This window comes from Colwellia sp. PAMC 21821, assembly GCF_002077175.1.
Taxonomy (GTDB): Bacteria; Pseudomonadota; Gammaproteobacteria; order Enterobacterales; family Alteromonadaceae; genus Cognaticolwellia.
The window spans coordinates 2,368,847-2,387,025 of the sequence record NZ_CP014943.1; the positions used below are offsets into that span (position 1 = coordinate 2,368,847).

The 18,179-nt window shown below is 37.7% G+C and carries 22 protein-coding genes; 17 read left to right on the forward strand and 5 right to left on the reverse strand.

Going from position 1 to position 18,179, the window contains the following annotated elements; translation table 11 throughout:
• The 3 genes from A3Q33_RS10140 to A3Q33_RS10150 form a co-directional block, all read right to left on the reverse strand.
• Nucleotides 1-858: an HAD-IIB family hydrolase gene (locus tag A3Q33_RS10140; protein WP_081179830.1), complete on the reverse strand. Its 858-nt coding sequence runs from the start codon at nt 856-858 to the stop codon at nt 1-3.
• Nucleotides 855-1,736 (reverse strand): kinase, encoded by an 882-nt coding sequence (locus tag A3Q33_RS10145; RefSeq protein ID WP_081179831.1) that lies wholly within the window; start codon nt 1,734-1,736, stop codon nt 855-857. The genes A3Q33_RS10140 and A3Q33_RS10145 overlap by 4 nt, the downstream gene beginning before the upstream one ends.
• Nucleotides 1,737-2,019: 283 nt before the next feature.
• A complete protein-coding gene (locus A3Q33_RS10150; protein WP_081179832.1) occupies nt 2,020-2,892 on the reverse strand; it encodes a LysR family transcriptional regulator in 873 nt (290 codons plus the stop codon).
• 94 nt (nt 2,893-2,986) lie between these two features.
• On the opposite strand from A3Q33_RS10150, the gene A3Q33_RS10155 reads away from it, so the two are divergent.
• From A3Q33_RS10155 to A3Q33_RS10175, 5 genes are all read left to right on the forward strand, one after another.
• The gene (locus A3Q33_RS10155) at nt 2,987-3,490 is read left to right on the forward strand and encodes a lactoylglutathione lyase family protein (RefSeq protein ID WP_081179833.1); all 504 of its coding nucleotides are present in this window, start codon (nt 2,987-2,989) and stop codon (nt 3,488-3,490) included.
• Nucleotides 3,491-3,807: 317 nt separating this feature from the next.
• Nucleotides 3,808-4,080 (forward strand): hypothetical protein, encoded by a 273-nt coding sequence (locus A3Q33_RS10160; protein WP_196798082.1) that lies wholly within the window; start codon nt 3,808-3,810, stop codon nt 4,078-4,080.
• The gene (locus tag A3Q33_RS10165; RefSeq protein ID WP_231295828.1) at nt 4,080-4,346 is read left to right on the forward strand and encodes a DUF3081 family protein; all 267 of its coding nucleotides are present in this window, start codon (nt 4,080-4,082) and stop codon (nt 4,344-4,346) included. Before A3Q33_RS10160 ends, A3Q33_RS10165 begins: the two co-directional genes overlap by 1 nt.
• A complete protein-coding gene (locus tag A3Q33_RS10170; RefSeq protein WP_081179835.1) occupies nt 4,343-4,558 on the forward strand; it encodes a TIGR02450 family Trp-rich protein in 216 nt (71 codons plus the stop codon). The genes A3Q33_RS10165 and A3Q33_RS10170 overlap by 4 nt, the downstream gene beginning before the upstream one ends.
• A 471-nt stretch (nt 4,559-5,029) precedes the next feature.
• Complete coding sequence (locus tag A3Q33_RS10175; protein ID WP_081179836.1) at nt 5,030-7,222, forward strand: hypothetical protein; 2,193 nt, start codon at nt 5,030-5,032, stop codon at nt 7,220-7,222.
• 111 nt (nt 7,223-7,333) lie between these two features.
• Here the strand turns inward: A3Q33_RS10175 and A3Q33_RS20970 are convergent, their stop codons facing one another.
• Together A3Q33_RS20970 and A3Q33_RS21035 are read right to left on the reverse strand one after the other, a co-directional pair.
• Nucleotides 7,334-7,468, reverse strand: coding sequence for a hypothetical protein (locus tag A3Q33_RS20970; RefSeq protein WP_286160903.1), 135 nt, complete (start codon nt 7,466-7,468; stop codon nt 7,334-7,336).
• Between the two features lie 409 nt (nt 7,469-7,877).
• On the reverse strand, nt 7,878-8,294 hold the full coding sequence (locus tag A3Q33_RS21035; protein ID WP_081179837.1) for a DUF3429 domain-containing protein: 417 nt from the start codon (nt 8,292-8,294) through the stop codon (nt 7,878-7,880).
• Between the two features lie 132 nt (nt 8,295-8,426).
• Here A3Q33_RS21035 and A3Q33_RS10185 point away from each other — a divergent pair, with 132 nt between their 5' ends.
• The 12 genes from A3Q33_RS10185 (at nt 8,427) to A3Q33_RS10240 (ending at nt 18,177) form a co-directional block, all read left to right on the forward strand.
• Entirely contained in the window at nt 8,427-8,942 is a 516-nt protein-coding gene (locus A3Q33_RS10185) for a DUF2878 domain-containing protein (protein WP_081179838.1), read from the forward strand.
• Entirely contained in the window at nt 8,932-9,549 is a 618-nt protein-coding gene (locus A3Q33_RS10190) for a chalcone isomerase family protein (RefSeq protein WP_081179839.1), read from the forward strand. The genes A3Q33_RS10185 and A3Q33_RS10190 overlap by 11 nt, the downstream gene beginning before the upstream one ends.
• Nucleotides 9,546-10,106 (forward strand): DUF3833 domain-containing protein, encoded by a 561-nt coding sequence (locus tag A3Q33_RS10195; protein WP_081179840.1) that lies wholly within the window; start codon nt 9,546-9,548, stop codon nt 10,104-10,106. Before A3Q33_RS10190 ends, A3Q33_RS10195 begins: the two co-directional genes overlap by 4 nt.
• A gap of 243 nt (nt 10,107-10,349) precedes the next feature.
• Nucleotides 10,350-10,925, forward strand: a complete 576-nt coding sequence (locus A3Q33_RS10200) for an LON peptidase substrate-binding domain-containing protein (protein WP_081179841.1) — start codon at nt 10,350-10,352, stop codon at nt 10,923-10,925.
• Between the two features lie 69 nt (nt 10,926-10,994).
• On the forward strand, nt 10,995-11,657 hold the full coding sequence (locus tag A3Q33_RS10205; RefSeq protein WP_231295829.1) for a sigma-70 family RNA polymerase sigma factor: 663 nt from the start codon (nt 10,995-10,997) through the stop codon (nt 11,655-11,657).
• Nucleotides 11,650-12,339, forward strand: a complete 690-nt coding sequence (locus A3Q33_RS10210; RefSeq protein ID WP_081179842.1) for a ChrR family anti-sigma-E factor — start codon at nt 11,650-11,652, stop codon at nt 12,337-12,339. The genes A3Q33_RS10205 and A3Q33_RS10210 overlap by 8 nt, the downstream gene beginning before the upstream one ends.
• Before the next feature lie 11 nt (nt 12,340-12,350).
• Nucleotides 12,351-13,310, forward strand: coding sequence for a YbgA family protein (locus tag A3Q33_RS10215; protein WP_081179843.1), 960 nt, complete (start codon nt 12,351-12,353; stop codon nt 13,308-13,310).
• 19 nt (nt 13,311-13,329) lie between these two features.
• Complete coding sequence (phrB, locus tag A3Q33_RS10220; protein WP_081179844.1) at nt 13,330-14,733, forward strand: deoxyribodipyrimidine photo-lyase; 1,404 nt, start codon at nt 13,330-13,332, stop codon at nt 14,731-14,733.
• 91 nt (nt 14,734-14,824) lie between these two features.
• Nucleotides 14,825-15,304: a nuclear transport factor 2 family protein gene (locus tag A3Q33_RS10225; protein ID WP_081179845.1), complete on the forward strand. Its 480-nt coding sequence runs from the start codon at nt 14,825-14,827 to the stop codon at nt 15,302-15,304.
• Nucleotides 15,301-16,071 carry an SDR family NAD(P)-dependent oxidoreductase gene (locus A3Q33_RS10230; protein WP_081179846.1) on the forward strand — a complete coding sequence of 257 codons (771 nt, stop codon included), beginning with the start codon at nt 15,301-15,303 and terminating at the stop codon, nt 16,069-16,071. Before A3Q33_RS10225 ends, A3Q33_RS10230 begins: the two co-directional genes overlap by 4 nt.
• Nucleotides 16,068-17,354, forward strand: a complete 1,287-nt coding sequence (locus tag A3Q33_RS10235) for an NAD(P)/FAD-dependent oxidoreductase (protein WP_081179847.1) — start codon at nt 16,068-16,070, stop codon at nt 17,352-17,354. Before A3Q33_RS10230 ends, A3Q33_RS10235 begins: the two co-directional genes overlap by 4 nt.
• Nucleotides 17,347-18,177, forward strand: a complete 831-nt coding sequence (locus A3Q33_RS10240; RefSeq protein ID WP_081179848.1) for a DUF1365 domain-containing protein — start codon at nt 17,347-17,349, stop codon at nt 18,175-18,177. The genes A3Q33_RS10235 and A3Q33_RS10240 overlap by 8 nt, the downstream gene beginning before the upstream one ends.
• Nucleotides 18,178-18,179 lie beyond the last annotated feature (2 nt).

The window sequence follows — 18,179 nt, forward strand, 5'->3', positions numbered from 1 at the left end:
TTAAATTGAGTGTGAACTTTGTTGTGCAGCCAGTAGTTGCTCTGCCAGGAGTTGCTGTATCGATTCTGCCCAGCCTTTGGGGCCATATGCTCGGCTTTGACTAGTTTTATATTGTCGATACAATAGCGGGAAATCATGAACGGGTGAGCGTATTTGCACAGCTATGTCTGCCGCGTCTAACATGGGCGTGTCATTTTCACCGTCACCTAAGGCAATGGTGTAGACCGAACTGTTATCGTAATGCTCTCGATATTTCTCGGTTAACCAAATAAGTGCTTGGCCTTTGTCACAAAAGCCTCCCACATGGATAAACCTTCCGCCATGAACGACGCTAGCGCCTAATTCAACTAGATGTTCTATAAAGGCTTTTTTTGTTACCTTATCACCCAACCATTGTATTGCTTCACCGTATTGTCGCTGCTTTGCTCGTTCAGCTTGTGCTAAATTTAAACCCGTTATGCTGCTTAACTCTGCGACCGATAACGATGTAAATCCTCGATAATACTGACTATATTCACGACTAAGCACCGAAAGTAAATTTAGCCAATGCTGCCTAGGTAAGCAGAACGATTTAACCCAATAGTTACCGATAATCTCGGTATCTTCGGGCTGTGAATTAAAGGTGTTGATTGGGATGAATATAGCGGCGCCATTCTCGATAATAAATGGCGTATCAAGTTTGAGTTCAGCATGAATTACTTCAAGTTCAGCAAATGTTTTACTGGTATTTAAAATCACCGGAATGTTGGCACTGCGTAATTGTTGCAGTGTTAGATCAGCAGCCGTTGATTGATAATTGTAATGGTCAAGTAATGTGCCGTCTAAATCGCTGAATATAATGGCTTTTTTAGTAGTCATACATCTTTCACTATCGGCAAGTTTGTAATGTTTCTAGCGTAATCTAGATAAAAAATAGCATCAGCGGACTGTGAAATAGTATTACATGCTTGCACGCTAAGCCTTTGAAAATATTGCGTGAAATTTAGAATGCCAGCAGATTTCATTATTTTTGAATTCGCTAAACCGATATTTTTGTCTTTCAATTTTTGTTCTTGCTCTAAGCGCCATTTATATACGCAATCGAATGAAGGCGCCTGTAGTGCTAACCAAAAATCCATCTGTTCATATAACGGTTGGTAATTAAGTTTTAGCTGCTTATTGACATAATTGCGCCAGTCACCGTTAGCATCGTGCTTGAGTTCAAGTTCATTGACCGGGGCTTTTAATTGTTCGTCTGTTTGTGGTTTAACACCCCAGCACCATCCTTCTAATAAAATAATATCTATCGGGTATTCAACTGCTTGCCATTGCTCTTCAGGGAAAGGTTCGTCAGTTGCTTTGTTGAATCTTGGAATAGAGAAGCCGGTACTTTTTGTTTTTAACTTTTTTAAAACCCCTTCTAACATGTTCATGTCATGGGTGCCAGGCACACCTCGAGTTGCTAATAAGGGATGAATATCATGTGCTAATTGTTGGCGTTTTTCGCCTGTGAAGTAGAAGTCATCTAACGACATTACAACAACATTTAATTGATGTGCTTTTGTCAGATATTCGGCAATGAAATCAGTGAGTGTTGATTTACCACTGCCTTGACAGCCATTAATACCGACAAAATAAGCATTACTACTTTTTGTAAACTGGCTAAAAATTCGCTCGGCGAGAGGTTGGTAATAGTCTTTCGCTGTTTGTCTAAATTTTTCAGGTAGTTTGTGTTGTTTAATAAAAGTTGAAAGCATAATTTTCACCGTAGCTAAGTATTAATATCATTATACTTTCAACTCTTATGCCACTATCTTTAATGTGTTATTTTTGATTGTAGGATGTTGTAAAATAATGAATATTTTGTTTTCCGGAATGATTGCTGAGAAATGTTAAGCTGGGCATATGTGCACCATAGAAACTAATTGCTCCAGATTGGTGCAATTAGTTTCAGTATTTATTCAATAGCGCTAACGGAAAAGTGGTCATTGAGGAGGCAAAATAGGTTGGTGTTAAGCCAGTTAGTTTAAGTGATGTACTCTAACCGATGAAATTGATAATTGCCTTTTTAATAAACTTACTGCGATTGTTTTTAAGCGAGTGACGGTTCTGACATAGATACAGTGTTTCATCTACCGAGTGCGTTAACGAATGTATTTTTAGGTCTTGAGGTTTACTAAAGGCATTGGCCGCATGTAAAGGTAGAACGGTAAAACCAAGTCCGCGGCTAACAGGCTCAAGAATTAAGCTAATTTGATTTGAAAAACCTCGGTGCTCAAGCTGGTTAATATGCTCAAATTGGGTATAGTTTTTACTGAGTAACAACTGAGCATGATGCTGGCCATCAGGATGCCCTATAAAGCCGATTTTTGTCAGTTGTTGCCAAGTTATAGTCCTGACTTTATTTGAAGTAACCAGCACCAATGGTTCAACAGCAACTTTTTGACTGACAATATTCTCTGCTTTACTCAGTTCAGTGACCAAGCCAATATCAATTTTACGTTCAGCTAAGTCTTGTTCTATATTTTTATTTGGCGCAAATTTGTAGTCGATAGCTAATTGACTGTGTTGTTGCTGTATATCGAGCATATAAGGATATAACTTTAAGCCAATACTGCCCGGCGAGGCAATTTTTACCGTGCCAGCATAAGGATTATCTTGTTTGATTGATTTTTCTAACTCGGCTGAACTCTGTAATAAATTTTGCCCTTGTCGGTTCAGTTTTATACCTGCGTCGGTAAGGGAAAAAGACTTACCCTCGCGGATCAGCAATGGCGTGTTTAGTTGCTGCTCTAGTTTTTTTATCTGTTGACTGACCCCTGACTGGGTCATAAAAAGCAGATCGGCAGTTTTAGTGAAGTGGCCAACATCAACTAATGTGCAAAATGTTTTTAACCATACAAGATTTATCACAACAAAACGTACTCATGATTATAATTAATGATAATTTTTCATAATTTATAATGTTACCTATAATTTGTCCATCAAATTAAAAGCGGTGATTAACATGAGCAAAGCATATCCAAGAACATTTTCACATATTGGCATTTCAGTACCGAGCGTCGAAAAAGCAGTTAAGTTTTATACTGAAGTGTTAGGTTGGTATTTAATTATGGAACCAACAGAAGTTGTTGAAGACGACAGCGCCATCGGACTTATGTGTACGGATGTATTCGGTGCTAATTGGGAAAAATTCAAAATTGCCCATATGTCGACTGGCGACCGTATCGGCGTAGAGTTATTTGAATTTAAAAATCAGCAAAATCCAAAAAATAATTTTGAATACTGGAAAACTGGTGTTTTTCATTTTTGTGTGCAAGATCCAAACCTTGAAGAGTTGGTGGAAAAAATCGTTGCTGCTGGCGGTAAAAAACGTATGGCAGAGCCTCGATACTATTACCCGGGTGAAAAACCTTACCGTATGATCTACATGGAAGACCCGTTTGGTAACATCCTAGAAATTTATAGCCATAGTTATGAATTAACTTATGCCCAAGGTGCATACCAATAATGTAAACTGCTCTGTTGAACCAAGCGTGTTGAACCAAGCGTGTTAAACCAAGCGTGTTAATAGACTAACCGCTTGGTATTAATATCCATCTCATCATCATTTCTTCTGATCAAAAACAGCGGCTACATTTAATCATTAATACATGAAACTATTAAAATAATGCTCATATATGGCTGATTTTAGGGTGTATAAACAGTCCATTTCATTAATAAAGTGATTATAAAAATAGATACTATTGAACTTTTTTGAAAATTGAACCGTATATATTGCTAACAATACAAGCAATTTATATGAGTAATAAACCAGGGAGGTTTATTGTGCAATCAAGTTCAAATTCAACCACCATTTCGCCACCGATGATTATTGGTGTTGCCAATACCAATCATTACCTCGTTGGTATCGTCGATTTAAATAATAATCTTGTCGGTCTAAGACAAGACTCAGCCGAAGTAGTCGGTTCAATAGTCGAAGCAAAAGCGTATTTACGTGGTAATAATATTTTTTCTGCATTGCTTGAGCTAGACTGCACTATTGATGACATGTGTGGTCAATCAAAGAGTAACCGTTATAGACAAAGGATTTTATGCTAATGATGAAAAACAATAATGTCGCGTTAAGCGATTTATTACAGGTGTTTAATCTCGTGACTACCCAAGGTAGTAAAACTGATGGTAATTATGAATTTCAAGGCATAAAAGCTTGGCATGATTTTGATGGATATACTTGTTTTTTAGGTTACAAGGATTTGACCTTAACCTTGTTGTTCCACGGTCGTTACACTTTTGATTTTCAGCAGCAAGAAACGATGGATGCATTTTTAGTCAAGATAAACAAACTTTTGGCATTAGCGTCATGAACAGAGTTAACCCCAAAGTACTGTTGCATAGCAAGTGGACCAAGCTGAGTGTTGAAAATCGTGAAAAACATTTTGTGATTACACAGGTAGAATTTGATGAACAGAAAAATGTTATCGAATGTTTAATCACTGCGGTCATTAATAATAGTGAATACGCTATAAACTGGCGCGATTTAAAAGAACCTAAACTTTGGCGCTTTGGCTGGCAATAAATTTTGCTTGTTTTATTTATGGCGGCTATGAGCACTTTGCAGATATTTCAACGAACCTGACCCCGCAGCTGGTTTTTCAACGAACCTGCCCCCGCAGTTGTATGCTTTCAATCAAGGTAGGGTCAACTATGCTTGCTAGTGTGTAAATGAATAATGTTTTGAATCGAACAACCAGATATATCACTGCTATATAATTTCATCCTGCTTAAATCTGCACCGAGTATCAGTCAGCAAGCTCTAAAATCAAGAAAACACGACTTGTTACATCGGATAGGCATATTGGTTTATTTTACCTATACTCCTAAAGGAAAACATGGCTGTGGGTAACCTTAATTTTTTATGTAAATTCACTGCTATTCTTAGAAGTCATACACATTTAAATATAATGTTACTCATTGAAGTATAGAATTATTATGCTTGTTGAGCCAGGTGTGATAGTAGAATTTAAATTATATGTTGGAGGCTTCTAATATGACAATTTTAATGGAAATGCGAAGAAGGAATGTTTTTAAAGTTGCAAGCGTCTATTTAGTAACTTCATGGGTGCTACTTCAAATCATATCCGTGATTGCCCCAGCCTTAAATCTTCCTCCGGCTTTTTTAACTATTTCTGTAGTTGTATTAGGATTAAGCTTTCCGATCGCATGTATATTTGCATGGGCTTTCGAATTGACCCCCGATGGTTTAAAACGCACCGATGGATTGGACGAAAGTGAACTTTCAGCATCATCGAATGACCAAAAACTTAACTACGCCATACTAACAGCGTTAATAATCGCCGTTTGCTATATAGGATACGATTTCATATTTAACAACATCAAAGATGATCCATTGTCATATTCTTCGGAATTAGTAGAGTTAAATGACAAGGCGCCTGCTGCAGCAATAAATAAAACCAGAAACGCTGCCGCGGATGGGACAAAAGAAAAAATATATTCACTGGCAGTGCTGCCTTTTATTAATATGAGTGACGATAGCTCTCAAGAATATTTTGTTGATGGGCTTACCGAAGAATTACTAAATAGTCTGGCTAGGGTCGAATCGCTTAAATTAACGGCGCGCACCAGTAGTTTCGCTTTTAAAGGACAAAATATTGATATTCGAGAAATAGCCACAAAACTAGATGTTCAATATCTAATCGAAGGCAGTGTTCGTAAAAGTGGTGAAGATATTCGAGTATCGGTTCAGTTAATAGAAGCCAGTAGCGGTACTCACCTTTTATCAGATACCTTTGATCGAAAACTAGTTAACGTGTTCACATTACAGGAGGAGTTAAGTGAGCAAATAGCCGCTGCATTGAGGCTGACATTAGTCCACGATGATGATAGATACAAAAGTACGGTAGAAAAATTAGACTACATAGCCGTTGAAAAATTAGTAACTGCTCGCGGGCTTTCAAACGATCATTCAGAAGAATCATATATCAAAGCCATAAACTCTTTAAAACAGCTAATGAAACAGTACCCTAATTCAGCCTCAGCAAAAGGGTTATTGGCCTATATGCAACTTGGACTCACTCGTATTGGAGAGCCTATTTCATCGGCTGAAGAGCAAGTTGAACTAGCCCAACAAGCACTAGATATAGATCCTAAGAACGAAGATGCGTTAGTTACTCAAATGATGATTTTTGAAGATTACCCAAACTCATTTGAAAAGGCTGAAGAGACTTTATGGCGACTAATAGGCTTATATCCTGCTCGTTCTATATATTTTGAATATATGACAAAGTTTCTTCTATATACGAAGTCTGCAACTTGTGAAGAGATTCAATCTTTCCTTCAAGATTATGGTGATGGAAAGATAGCTAAAACACGCCAAGTACAATTCGAATTCGCGATGCTTGAATGTTTAAATCCTGAAGCTGCATTAATTAAGCGAGAAAGTATCATTGATAACTCCATTACTGCCTTAGCAGACTCAGCAATATTTGAAAATAATTTTTTCAAAGCAAAAGAAGCAGTTCGGACCAATCGAAATCCACGTAATATTATTATGTTTATATTTTTTCTATACCATTTAGGTGAATTCGAAGATGCAGATAACTTAGGTAAAAAAATCAATCCCAATGAAGATGGATTTTGGAGTACTTATTATGTCATTACGTCTTATATTTATGATCGGGTCTTGTTAGTTAAACCAATGGATAAGTTGGATTTTATCACTGGAGACGGTCGGAATCGATCTGATTTAAAATTTTCGTTAGGACTAGCCAAACAAGCAGCAAATGAAAATAGGGTTAAAACCCTAAAAGAATACATAAAAAACGTCCCGGAATTCCCTCAAACAATAGCTAACATCGACTATTCTGCAGGTTTAATGCTACTGCATTATCATGCTGGTCACATGCAGGAAAGTAAGGAAATAGCCGCTCTAGGTTACCAAACGCTTGACCAATATAAGCAAAAATCAGCCAAATCATATCAATATCACAGGTTTGGTTTTTACTCATTTTTGTTTGCTCTATACAGCGAGCAATTTTCGGAGGCGAAACTCATATTAGAAAATGATTTGTCCGAAGAGAAAGTAGAGTTTTTCGGGTTAATGGGGATTGGGTTTGATAAATTTATGCTGTCACCGTTGGCCGAACAAGAAATTGTTCAGGAATACTACAAACGCATAGAAAGGCATCGTAAAACTTCAAGAGTTAAATTCGAATTAGACTAGAAGACTAGGTCTTAACCACTACACTCATAAAAGCAATGTTATTAGCCAGCACAGGACAAGTACCTGCGGGGACAGGTTCGTTGAAATGTCTGGTATATATGAACATTAGTTTTAGTTATCAAAGCACTGAACGTCCGCAATGTCGGATAAGCCGCCTTTAAAGCCTAAAGATTGAACGACAGCAATGGTGGCATAGCAGTCTATTTTCCAACCTAAAAAAGGTAAAAATGGACTTCTTTGTGGCATGTTTGATCATTACCCTCCTTTTTTTAATGACGAAAAGGTCGGCCCTTACCGTTATAAAAATAAGTGCTAACGACGACATATATTCAAGTTCTTCTACATATTGTTGAAATTTTATGGCCAATCTAAAAACTATTATGTAGTTAATTATGATGATGTTTCGTGGTAGGTATTGAGTTTTAATTACTGGCAGTTTTAATGTAAGAAGATGGAAAATTGATGTAATTATTCATTAATGCTTGCAGAGATAACGTATGCTATTTGTAATTCTTCGTTCCTGTTGATTTAAACTCTCCTGATTGACTGACTGACTGATTGACTGACTGATTGACTGACTGATTGACTGATTGACTGATTGACTGATTGACTGATTTAAAGATAAAGACGATTTCATCTTTCCTATCTATGTTTGCTAAGTACACCAAAATATAAAAGCAATTATATGAATTATGACTACTAGAGATGTCAGGTGTAGGCGCATTTGTAAATAACCGTGGTTTTCAGGTTCCACATGATCAAAGTGGTATTCACACAACAAAATTAGTAAATAAAATTTCGCAAGCGCTACAAGTGCAATGTAGTGGGGTAATAGCAGTGTAAAAAAAGCGAGTACACTGAAAACATTACTACAGAGTTGCAATTTAATACTCTGATTGTCGTTATGTTTTCGCCATAGGGTGCCGGCAATAAAGCTGAGAATAATTGCACTGTAAAAAATAAACAATTGCACCGCAGAAATATTGAACAACTCCTCGTTGTATGCGCTAAAGGCAAATGTTAGTAAAAAGGGAGATAACCCTAAATATCCTAAATATTGTTTTGTTTGCATAGTAATACCTTGTCAATGCTTGTTGATTTATATACGGGTTTCATCAGCAGATAGATCATATAATTATTTACAAACTAATCTTATTTTCATTCTTGTACGTATAAGTAATTAGGATGCTTAAAAGGCTTAATTATGAGAATAAACGCTGCATTATGGAGTTTAGTCGGGTTCAATATCGCTTGGTTTGGACTGGTTTTTATTGGGAATTCATTTATCCCTATTGCTGGTATTTTACTTGGCGCCCAGCTTTGGTACTTTCAAACAACTAAAAACGAATTTGCGTTAATTTTCCTGATTGCTACTCTGGGTGTTTTGCTAGATTTTGCCTTGGTATATACAGGTGTTTTTATTTTCCCAGACACCAAGGGTATTCCTTTTTGGCTTATAACTCTTTGGATTGTTTTTGCCGGAACGATAAGACACAGCTTGGCGTTTCTTAATAACTCGAAAATATTACAATTTTTTATAGGTGCGTTATTGGCACCTTTAAGTTATATCGCTGGCGCGAAATTATCGGTGGTTTATTTAGTACCATCTTTAGGTTTTGGGTATGTATTGCTTGCCTGTTTGTGGGGGCCGTTTATGGTCGTTATTTTCAGTATAAGTCGCTGGTTGCTCATATTAGAGGAGGAAAACCATGTTAGTTAGTTTTAAGGGTATTCTTAACGTTGTAACGTTAGCCTGCTTATTTTCATTGGACGCTATAGGCAAAGACGTTAACGAAATTGATAGCAAAAGCATCACAAGCGAGATAACTTGTCGCGTTGGCGAGTCAACATCACTTATGGCTAAAGACTTAACTGGGCCTTTAATCGACCAACAATTTACCTTATTGGGCAAAGCTAAATTTTCAGTGCTATTTTGGGATATTTATGAAAGTTCACTATTAACTAGTGATGGCCAACCACCTTTTAGTCATTTATGTCAGCACGCATTATTTGAAATCGATTACTTAAGAGATATCAGTAAAAAGGAATTATTAGATAATACGATTTCGCAGTGGCGACATTTATCGCTTAATGAAGACGAATATGTAGATTTTTTACCTTTACTAGAAAATATATGGCTAGATATTAATGAGGGCGATAGATTGTCAATGCTAAGCCAAAGGGATAAGACCATATTTTATTTGAATCGGAAAAACATAGGTGAAATCCAAAGTTTAACTTTTGCTAAAACATTTCTGGGTATTTGGTTAGACAAAAACACCAGTGAACCTAAATTACGACAACAATTATTAGGAGATAGTATATGAAGCAATATGTAAAATTGGCGGTAGTTTTTTGCTTAGCGTTCACTCTTTCAAGTTGTACCGCTCCTTTAGACGACTATCAAGCAACATCGCCTAAACTCGATATTCAACAGTACTTCTCTGGAAAATTAATTGCATGGGGAATGGTACAAGATTACACCAGTAAAGTTACGCGTCGCTTTTGTGTCGAGCTTGAAGGCGAATGGCAGGGTGATGATGGCTTATTAAAAGAAGTGTTTTACTTTGATGATGGTGAAATTACCTATCGAGACTGGCAATTAAAGAAATTAATGCAAGGACAATACTTAGGTAGTGCAGCAGATGTTGTTGGCGAGGCTACTGGACAGCAAAACGGTTTTGCCTTTCAATGGCAATATGACTTACTGGTACCAATAGATGGTGATGAAATTCAGCTTTCACTTGATGATTGGATGTATCAGATAGATGAATACCGCGTTTTCAATCGTACTAAAATGAAAAAATTTGGTGTAACCGTTGCGGAACTAACGCTATTTTTTGATAAACAACTACCTGTGAAAAGTTGTCAGGAAGCTATTTAATATCATGAAATATATAGTGATTATATTCATAAGAACCATTTTTATACCGCTAAGGTACGATAATAAAATTAATTGATGTTTTTTTGATCTTTTTTATCTTCAATACGTATGACTAATATATGCACAAAATTATCCACTCGCTGTGTGTTCCCCTTGCCTCTTTATGAGGCTTTTTTTTGATCGTTTTTTGCCTTTGCAACGTATAACCATTATCTAACCACTAACATTAGTTACTTTAATCTTATGGCTACAATTAATTTACCTATTTTTCCGTTACCAATATTTTTATTGCCGCAAGGGGTCACTCGACTGCGAATTTTTGAAAAGCGTTATTTAAAAATGATATCTCAGGCCATGAAAAACCAAGGCTTTGTGATTGTTACGCATGACAATGATGAAAAAACTGATACCGAGCAAGTGGGCAGTTGGGTAGAAATTATTAACTTTGACCAGGGCCAAGACGGTATATTGCTGATTGATGTTCACTGTAAGTGCTTAGTTGATATTAAAGCTATTAGCCAAGATCAAGATAATTTACATCATGGCGATGTTACGGTTAAAAATCATTGGCCAGATACTGGCCTAGACCAAACCACCGATAAGTTAGCGGCGTCGTTAAGTAAACTTTTTAGTGAAAATACTGAGTTAAGTGCACTGTATCCAAAACAGCATTTTGAGCATGGTGATTGGGTGGTTGCGCGGTGGTTAGAAATATTACCGGTCGAACTTGCGGAAAAAAGTTTATTTGTTAATAAAGACTCATTTAATCAAGCGAAGCAGCTTTTAGAACGTATTATTTTATCTGAAGATAAAATATAAACAATAAAGTGATCTAACCCTGTTTGTGTTGCGTATTGGCGACTATAAGTAAAATAAATGGGTTAAATCATGCAGTCGTTACATTTAGAAGTGCATTCAGTGTTGCCAAGTCATAAAACAGATGCTACATGTAGTAACATGACTAAAGCTACCTCTAGTAACATGACTAATAAAATCGATCATCCCCAACTTTGTCAATGGCTTAAATCAATAGCTGATGACAGAGACAAACAAGCATTTACTGAAGTGTTTAGTTTTTTCGCGCCCAAAATAAAACGCATTACCCAAGGTAAAATTAGCAGTGAAGCCCTGGCCGCTGAAGTGGTACAAGACACCATGACTAACGTATGGCGAAAGGCACACTTATTTGACGACAGTAAAGGTGCGGCAACTACTTGGGTTTATACCATCATGCGTAACGTTACTTTTGATTTGCTGCGTAAAATGAAAGCGAATAAAGAAGATAATCTCAGTGATGACATTTGGCCACTGGCTGAATCTGCCAATATTGAAGAAGAAGTGTTTAGCGATCACATACAAAGTCGTAATTTAAAAGGCATAATTGAAACTTTGCCAGAGAATCAGCAACAAGTGGTAAAAGGTTTTTATTTTATGGAAATGTCACAAGAGCAGCTTGCTGTTCATTTAAATCTACCACTTGGCACAATAAAATCTCGACTCCGGCTCGCACTCGGCAAACTGAAATTGAAATTAGGAGAAGACCATGATTAAGCACCACCCTGCATTTGCGTTGTTAAAAAGTTTTGTGGATGGTGACTTACCAGCTTCGCTTGCCGCGGGCATAGCGATACACGCTGACATGTGTCAACTTTGCCAAGGTAAAATAGCGCATTTAACCGAGCAAGTTGCGGAAGCCAGTTTTGAGCAAGACTTATTAGCTCAACCTGCTGTTACTGATAATAAAATTTCACCTGAAGTTTCAGAAATGAGTTTTGATGAAATTATCAATCAAATTACTGCTACTGATGATATTGAGCCTGTTAAAGTTATTCCAGAGGAACGTTTGATCAGCTTTAAAGGTATGGAATATACCTTACCTAATACATTGCGAAATATGGACTTAGGAAGAACGGCTCAAATAGGTAAGCTCTCTCGCGCGCGCATAAATTTAGGTGAAGGAGAAATTCATACTAATTTATTGCATATCGGCCCTGGTGGTTCAATACCTGAGCACACCCATAAAGGCTTTGAACTGACATTATTGCTAGCCGGTACTTTTGCTGATGAACAAGGTGAATATGTAGCTGGCGACTTTATCATGCTTGATAAACGCCATCAGCACCAGCCAGCCACTGAACATGGCTGTCTCTGCTACACTGTTGCCAATGATGCACTACACTTTACACAAGGTATAAATAAGCTACTAAATCCTATTGGTGCTTTTATTTACTAGTCGAGGTGGCTATGTATAAAGATTTTGGTAAAGAAGATGTTGTTATTGGTATTAGTGCTTGCTTAATCGGTGAAAAAGTAAGATTTGATGCCAGCAACAAACCGTCAAATTTCTGCAACAAAGAACTCGGGCAACATGTAACTTATAAAGCTTATTGCCCTGAAGTAGCCGTTGGTATGCCAATACCTCGGCCAACTATTCGTTTGATTAAAGATGAACAAATAATAAAAGTTTCCAGACCCGACGGCTCTGGTGATGTAACTACTGCCATAAAAGCTTATGGAAAAAAAATAGCATCTATTTCTAAAAACCTTAGCGGTTATGTCTTTTGTGCCAAAAGCCCAACCTGTGGTATGGAACGGGTAAAAGTATATTCACCTTCGGGCGATCCATTGCAAGCCCAAGGTGTTGGTGTGTTTTCACGAGAAATAATGAAGGCTAACCCGCTATTACCTTGTGAAGAAAATGGCCGTTTAAATGATCCTATTCTTAAAGAAAATTTTGTTGCTCGTGTTTTTGCTTATCGTCACTGGCAAGCTGTTGTTGAATCGGGTGTTAGCAAGCATAAACTGACCAGTTTTCATGCCCAATATAAGTACACGCTAATGAGCCATGATCTTATTGCATACAAGCAGCTAGGGCGTTTGTTGGGGAGTGCTGATATTGCTGTTGAAGAAATGGCCGCGCAATATATTTCTGGCTTAATGACCGCATTAAAGCTTGTTGCAACACGGAAGAACCATGCCAATGCGTTGTCTCATATTCAAGGCTATTTCTCTAAGCATTTAAATAAAGATCAGCGTAAAGAATTATCACAACAAATTGATGCTTATCGTGAAGGTTTAATGCCGTTAATGGTGCCACTGACCCTGATTAATCATTACTTATTAGAGCATCCTAAGTCTTATTTAGCTCAACAAGCGTACTTAAACCCTTACCCTGAGTCGTTAAAACTAAGATACGGCTATTAACCCATTTAATTATTAAGGAATGTCCTTGTTACTTTGGTTTCGCAACGATATTAGAATTCACGATAATCCTGCCCTAGATTATTTCCTCGAGCAAAATAAAGGCGCTGAGACGGCTAAGGCGATCTTTTTTGTCAGTGAAAAACAATGGTTAGCTCATGACTGGTCTGCAATAAAAATTGATTTTATTAAGCGTCACGTTAATGCGTTGGCTGAGCAGTTGCTGTCGCTAAATATTACCTTAGAGGTTGTGCATTGCGATGACTTTTCGGCGCAAATTTCATTTTTACAACAATATTGCCAGCAGCATAATGTTAGTGAAGTGGTGGCGAATCAAGAACTAGAGTTTAATGAAAAGCAACGGGATAAGTCTTGTATTGAGCAAGGTATTCCGCTGCGTATGTTTGAAAGCGATGTCATTGTCAAAAAAGGCAAAGTGTTAAACAAAACTGGCGAGATGTACAAGGTATTTACCCCTTACAAACGCGCTTGGTTAACCTATGTAAAGCAACACGGTTTTGATTATCTTGGCAAACCTAGCACAAGGGTTTCTAAGCAGCAGAGTGATGAAGTAAAGCTAACGTTTAAGGCGCCTTTAAGTTGTGCAGGAGAATCTGATGCATGGCCTTTAGCTGATCAAGTTGAACAACAAGTTATTCCAGAATTCTACGAATACAAAGTCGCAAGTTATGGCAAAAAACGTGATTTTCCCGCCATTAAAGCTACGTCTGGCTTATCACCCTACTTAGCGATAGGTGCTATTAGCCCTCGTTATTTACTGTTGTTATTTATTCAGCGTTTTCCTGATATTTTAGTTGCCTCAGACAGTGAGGAGTTTACTTGGTTAAACGAACTAATTTGGCGAGAGTTTTACCGTAATTTAATTTTTCACCGACAAAATCTCTCTAAACATCAATGCTTTAATCCTAAGTATCATGGCGTTGTTTGGCCTAATAATAATGAGCTGTTTACACTGTGGTGTCAGGGTAAAACCGGTTACCCGCTGGTCGATGCTGCAATGAGGCAACTTAATCAAACAGGGTGGATGCATAATCGATTGCGTATGGTGGTAGCAAGTTTCTTAACAAAGCACTTACTGATTGATTGGCGCTGGGGAGAAAAATACTTTATGCAGCAGCTTATTGACGGCGATCTTGCTGCAAATAACGGTGGCTGGCAGTGGGCAGCAAGTACCGGTTGTGATGCACAACCTTACTTTCGGGTATTTAACCCGATAAGACAAAGCGAAAGATTTGATCCAAAAGGCGAGTTTATACGTAAATTCATACCAGAGCTGGCGCAGTTGCCTGATAAAGAAATTCACTTTCCTCATCAGTATATTGCTAAAGAAAAATTATCACTTTATTGGCCGGCAATAGTGGATCACAAAGAAGCTAGATTAGCGGCACTAGATTTTTATAGATAGCTAGTTAACGACTTTGAGATATAAGGTATCCGATGGCTAAAATTCACATGCTTTAGTCGAGTGGATATATCGCCAAATATGAAGAGTATTTATGTCAAATCAAAAGGTTACGATTCCTGCTGACTTAAACAGCCCACCACAATATTCACTGTGGTTGGTTAAGTTTATCGAGACTTACCAAAAGCTCTCAACTGATAATTTACACTTGTTAGCGGACGTTTATCACCAAGACATCGTATTTATCGACCCAATGCATCAACTTGAGGGTTTTGAACAACTAAAAATTTACTTCAATGAACTTTATCAAAAGCTTAGTTATTGTGAATTTACTATTGAGCAAGTAATAGCGCAAGATTCAGAGGCTGCTATTTATTGGAAAATGAGTTTTCAGCATCCTCGATTAAACTCAGGAAAAGTCGTCAGTGTTCAAGGTAGTTCGCATCTTAAAGGCTGTGGCGATAAAGTTATTTACCATAGAGATTATCTTGATTTAGGCGCTATGCTGTATGAGCAACTGCCTTTTTTAGGACGTGTCATTCGCTGGCTTAAAAGCAGGGCGGTAACAGAATGAATAATCGGCGTACCATTCTCATTACCGGTGCTACTTCTGGTATCGGTGAGTCTTTATTACATCGCTATATTGCCAAGGGCTATCAGGTAATTGCTTGTGGTCGAAATGAAGAAAAGCTTCAACAATTGGCTCAGGGGAATACTCATGTTATCCCACTTGCTTTTGATATGACTGATACCGAACAAGTCTGCAAAGCCGCCAATAAACTTAACGAAATAAAGCACATCGATATTTTAATGCTTAATGCCGGCGATTGTCGTTATATCGACAACGCTAAAGCGTTTGATGGTGCACTGTTTGCCAGTGTTATTGCTACAAACTTGCAGTCTTTGGGTTATATGCTCGAGCGTTTTCTGCCAAAAGTAGCTAGCGGAGGACAGGTGGTATTTGTTAGCTCTAGTGCCACTATTCTGCCTTTTCCGCGGGCCGAAGCTTATGGCGCGTCTAAAGCTGGAATAGATTATTTAGCTAAAAGCTTACGTTTAGATTTAAAAGCAGAAAATATAGCGGTTACCTTAGTTCATCCGGGTTTTATCAAAACACCATTAACTGACAAAAACGACTTTCCTATGCCGTTTTTACTCACCAGTGAGCAAGCGGCTAGTCGTATTTATCAAGGGGTTAGTGCTCGAAAATCTTATGTGCACTTCCCAAAAAGATTAACCTTAATAATGAAATTTATCGCACTGCTACCTGACTTTATTTGGCAGGGCATTGCGTTAAAAAGTGAAAAAAATAATAAAAATGTAAGGAATGATAAGCAATGAAGCGAATTGCCATTATAGGTGCAGGTGTGTCAGGTTTAACTGCCGCTTATTTGTTATCGAAAAAGCATGATGTCAGTGTTTTTGAAAAGTCGGCTCATATTGGCGGACATACTGCCACGGTTGATGTTGAGTTAGCAGGGCAGCAATATGCTATTGATACTGGCTTTATTGTTTTTAATAATAAAACCTATCCTAACTACTTGGCGTTACTGGACGAAATTGGCGTTGGTAAGCAAGAAACCGAAATGAGTTTCTCGGTACATAATTCAGATACCGGCATGGAATACAATGGCCATAACCTGGACACGTTATTCGCTCAACGACGTAATATATTCAATCCAAAGTTTTGGTGGTTGGTTAAAGAAATTCTTAGGTTTAATAAGTTGTGCAAGCAAAGTTACCATGCGAAAAACTATGATCAGAGCTTAACTTTAGGCGAGTTTTTACGAGAAAATGAATTCGGTTACTATTTTGCAGAACATTATATTTTACCGATGGGTGCAGCTATTTGGTCTAGTTCATTGGTACAGATGCAAGAATTTCAATTTCATTTTTTTGTTAATTTTTTCCATAATCATGGCTTGTTAAATATAGCTGATCGACCGCAATGGTATGTTGTGCCGGGTGGTTCAAGAAGTTACTTAGCTCCGTTGTGTAAGCCATTTGCCGATAATATTCATCTTAATGCTGATATTCGCGCTATAACGCGAAACAATAACGAGGTGCAGCTATGTTTTGCTAATGGCGATGTACAAACCTTCGATGAAGTCGTACTAGCGTGTCATTCAGATCAAGCTTTGGCGCTACTTGGTGATGATGCTAGCCAGCAAGAGCATGAAATACTGGGAGCTATACCCTATAGCGAAAACTCAGTCGTGTTGCATACCGATATTAATTTATTACCCAAAAGAGAAAAAGCATGGGCGAGTTGGAATTACCAGCTAAGTGCTGATAGAACCAAACCTGCCAGCGTTACTTACAATATGAATATTCTGCAAGGGTTGAGTTCGCAGCATACCTTTTGCGTAACTTTGAACCAGCGTGACGATATTGAAGCCAGCAAAATATTACGTGAGTTTACTTATCATCACCCCGTGTTTTCAACTAAGTCGATTAATGCTCAACGACAACGTCTAACAATATGTGGTCAAAGCAATACTCATTTTGCGGGTGCATATTGGTATAGCGGTTTTCATGAAGACGGTGTACGTAGTGCGGTAGACGTTGCGCAACGATTTGATTGTTATTTAAAAGAAACTGAATTGAAAATAAACAATGGTTGAACCTTTATCACATAGTCGTATTTATCGGGGCCAAATCAGGCACAGACGATTTACGCCTAAATCGCATAGCTTTAGTTATAAATTATATATGCTCGCGCTAGATGTTGATGAAATGCAAGCCGAGCAAAGCCCGCGAGGGATATTTGGTTTTTCTTGGTTCAACTTGTTGAGGTTTAAACAGAAGGACTACCTTAAAGGTGAACCTAAAAGTCTTAAGCAACGTATAAAGAATAAAATAGCCACGTTATCGGGCGCTGAAGATATAAGTCGTATAATTATGCTCGTTCAGGTCAGATGCTTGGGACTTTACTTTAGTCCGGCAAATTTTTATTTTTGTTATAACGGTAATGATATCTGTACGCAAGTATTGGTTGAAGTCAGTAATACGCCATGGAATGAGCGGCATTATTATTTAGTACCGTTAGAAAATAGTGTTAGTAGTAACCAAGATTCAACGTCGCATATTACGGATAAAAATTTTCATGTGTCACCATTTATGGATTTAAACATGTGTTATAAATGGCTTATTAAACCGCCAATGGTTAGTCGCTCACAATTATTGGTGCATATAGAAAATCATCGTAAGGGTGTTGAAGACGCCGGTAATATTAAAATAGACCGGAAAATTTTTGATGTAACCATGAATTTAACCAAAGCGCCATTCACGGCGGCGTCATTATGGCAACTCTGGCTTAATATACCGGTAATGACATTAAAAATAGTGTTGGGCATATACTGGCAAGCCATGAAGCTATTTTTGAAGCGCATACCATTTGTTGGTTATCAAAAAAGTAAAATAACAAAACCAAAATCAGGAGATTAGTG

Bases quoted from the DNA above. Each gene is read 5' to 3' on its own strand.
- A3Q33_RS10215 (WP_081179843.1), top strand. From the start codon at position 12,351: ATGTATAAAGATTTTGGTAAAGAAGATGTTGTTATTGGTATTAGTGCT.
- A3Q33_RS10175 (WP_081179836.1), top strand. From the start codon at position 5,030: ATGACAATTTTAATGGAAATGCGAAGAAGGAATGTTTTTAAAGTTGCA.
- A3Q33_RS10195 (WP_081179840.1), top strand. From the start codon at position 9,546: ATGAAGCAATATGTAAAATTGGCGGTAGTTTTTTGCTTAGCGTTCACT.
- A3Q33_RS10190 (WP_081179839.1), top strand. From the start codon at position 8,932: ATGTTAGTTAGTTTTAAGGGTATTCTTAACGTTGTAACGTTAGCCTGC.
- A3Q33_RS20970 (WP_286160903.1), bottom strand. From the start codon at position 7,468: ATGCCACAAAGAAGTCCATTTTTACCTTTTTTAGGTTGGAAAATAGAC.
- A3Q33_RS10230 (WP_081179846.1), top strand. From the start codon at position 15,301: ATGAATAATCGGCGTACCATTCTCATTACCGGTGCTACTTCTGGTATC.
- A3Q33_RS10170 (WP_081179835.1), top strand. From the start codon at position 4,343: ATGAACAGAGTTAACCCCAAAGTACTGTTGCATAGCAAGTGGACCAAG.
- A3Q33_RS21035 (WP_081179837.1), bottom strand. From the start codon at position 8,294: ATGCAAACAAAACAATATTTAGGATATTTAGGGTTATCTCCCTTTTTA.
- A3Q33_RS10210 (WP_081179842.1), top strand. From the start codon at position 11,650: ATGATTAAGCACCACCCTGCATTTGCGTTGTTAAAAAGTTTTGTGGAT.
- phrB (WP_081179844.1), top strand. From the start codon at position 13,330: ATGTCCTTGTTACTTTGGTTTCGCAACGATATTAGAATTCACGATAAT.
- A3Q33_RS10235 (WP_081179847.1), top strand. From the start codon at position 16,068: ATGAAGCGAATTGCCATTATAGGTGCAGGTGTGTCAGGTTTAACTGCC.
- A3Q33_RS10205 (WP_231295829.1), top strand. From the start codon at position 10,995: ATGCAGTCGTTACATTTAGAAGTGCATTCAGTGTTGCCAAGTCATAAA.
- A3Q33_RS10200 (WP_081179841.1), top strand. From the start codon at position 10,350: ATGGCTACAATTAATTTACCTATTTTTCCGTTACCAATATTTTTATTG.
- A3Q33_RS10240 (WP_081179848.1), top strand. From the start codon at position 17,347: ATGGTTGAACCTTTATCACATAGTCGTATTTATCGGGGCCAAATCAGG.
- A3Q33_RS10225 (WP_081179845.1), top strand. From the start codon at position 14,825: ATGTCAAATCAAAAGGTTACGATTCCTGCTGACTTAAACAGCCCACCA.
- A3Q33_RS10155 (WP_081179833.1), top strand. From the start codon at position 2,987: ATGAGCAAAGCATATCCAAGAACATTTTCACATATTGGCATTTCAGTA.
- A3Q33_RS10140 (WP_081179830.1), bottom strand. From the start codon at position 858: ATGACTACTAAAAAAGCCATTATATTCAGCGATTTAGACGGCACATTA.
- A3Q33_RS10185 (WP_081179838.1), top strand. From the start codon at position 8,427: ATGAGAATAAACGCTGCATTATGGAGTTTAGTCGGGTTCAATATCGCT.
- A3Q33_RS10165 (WP_231295828.1), top strand. From the start codon at position 4,080: ATGATGAAAAACAATAATGTCGCGTTAAGCGATTTATTACAGGTGTTT.
- A3Q33_RS10145 (WP_081179831.1), bottom strand. From the start codon at position 1,736: ATGCTTTCAACTTTTATTAAACAACACAAACTACCTGAAAAATTTAGA.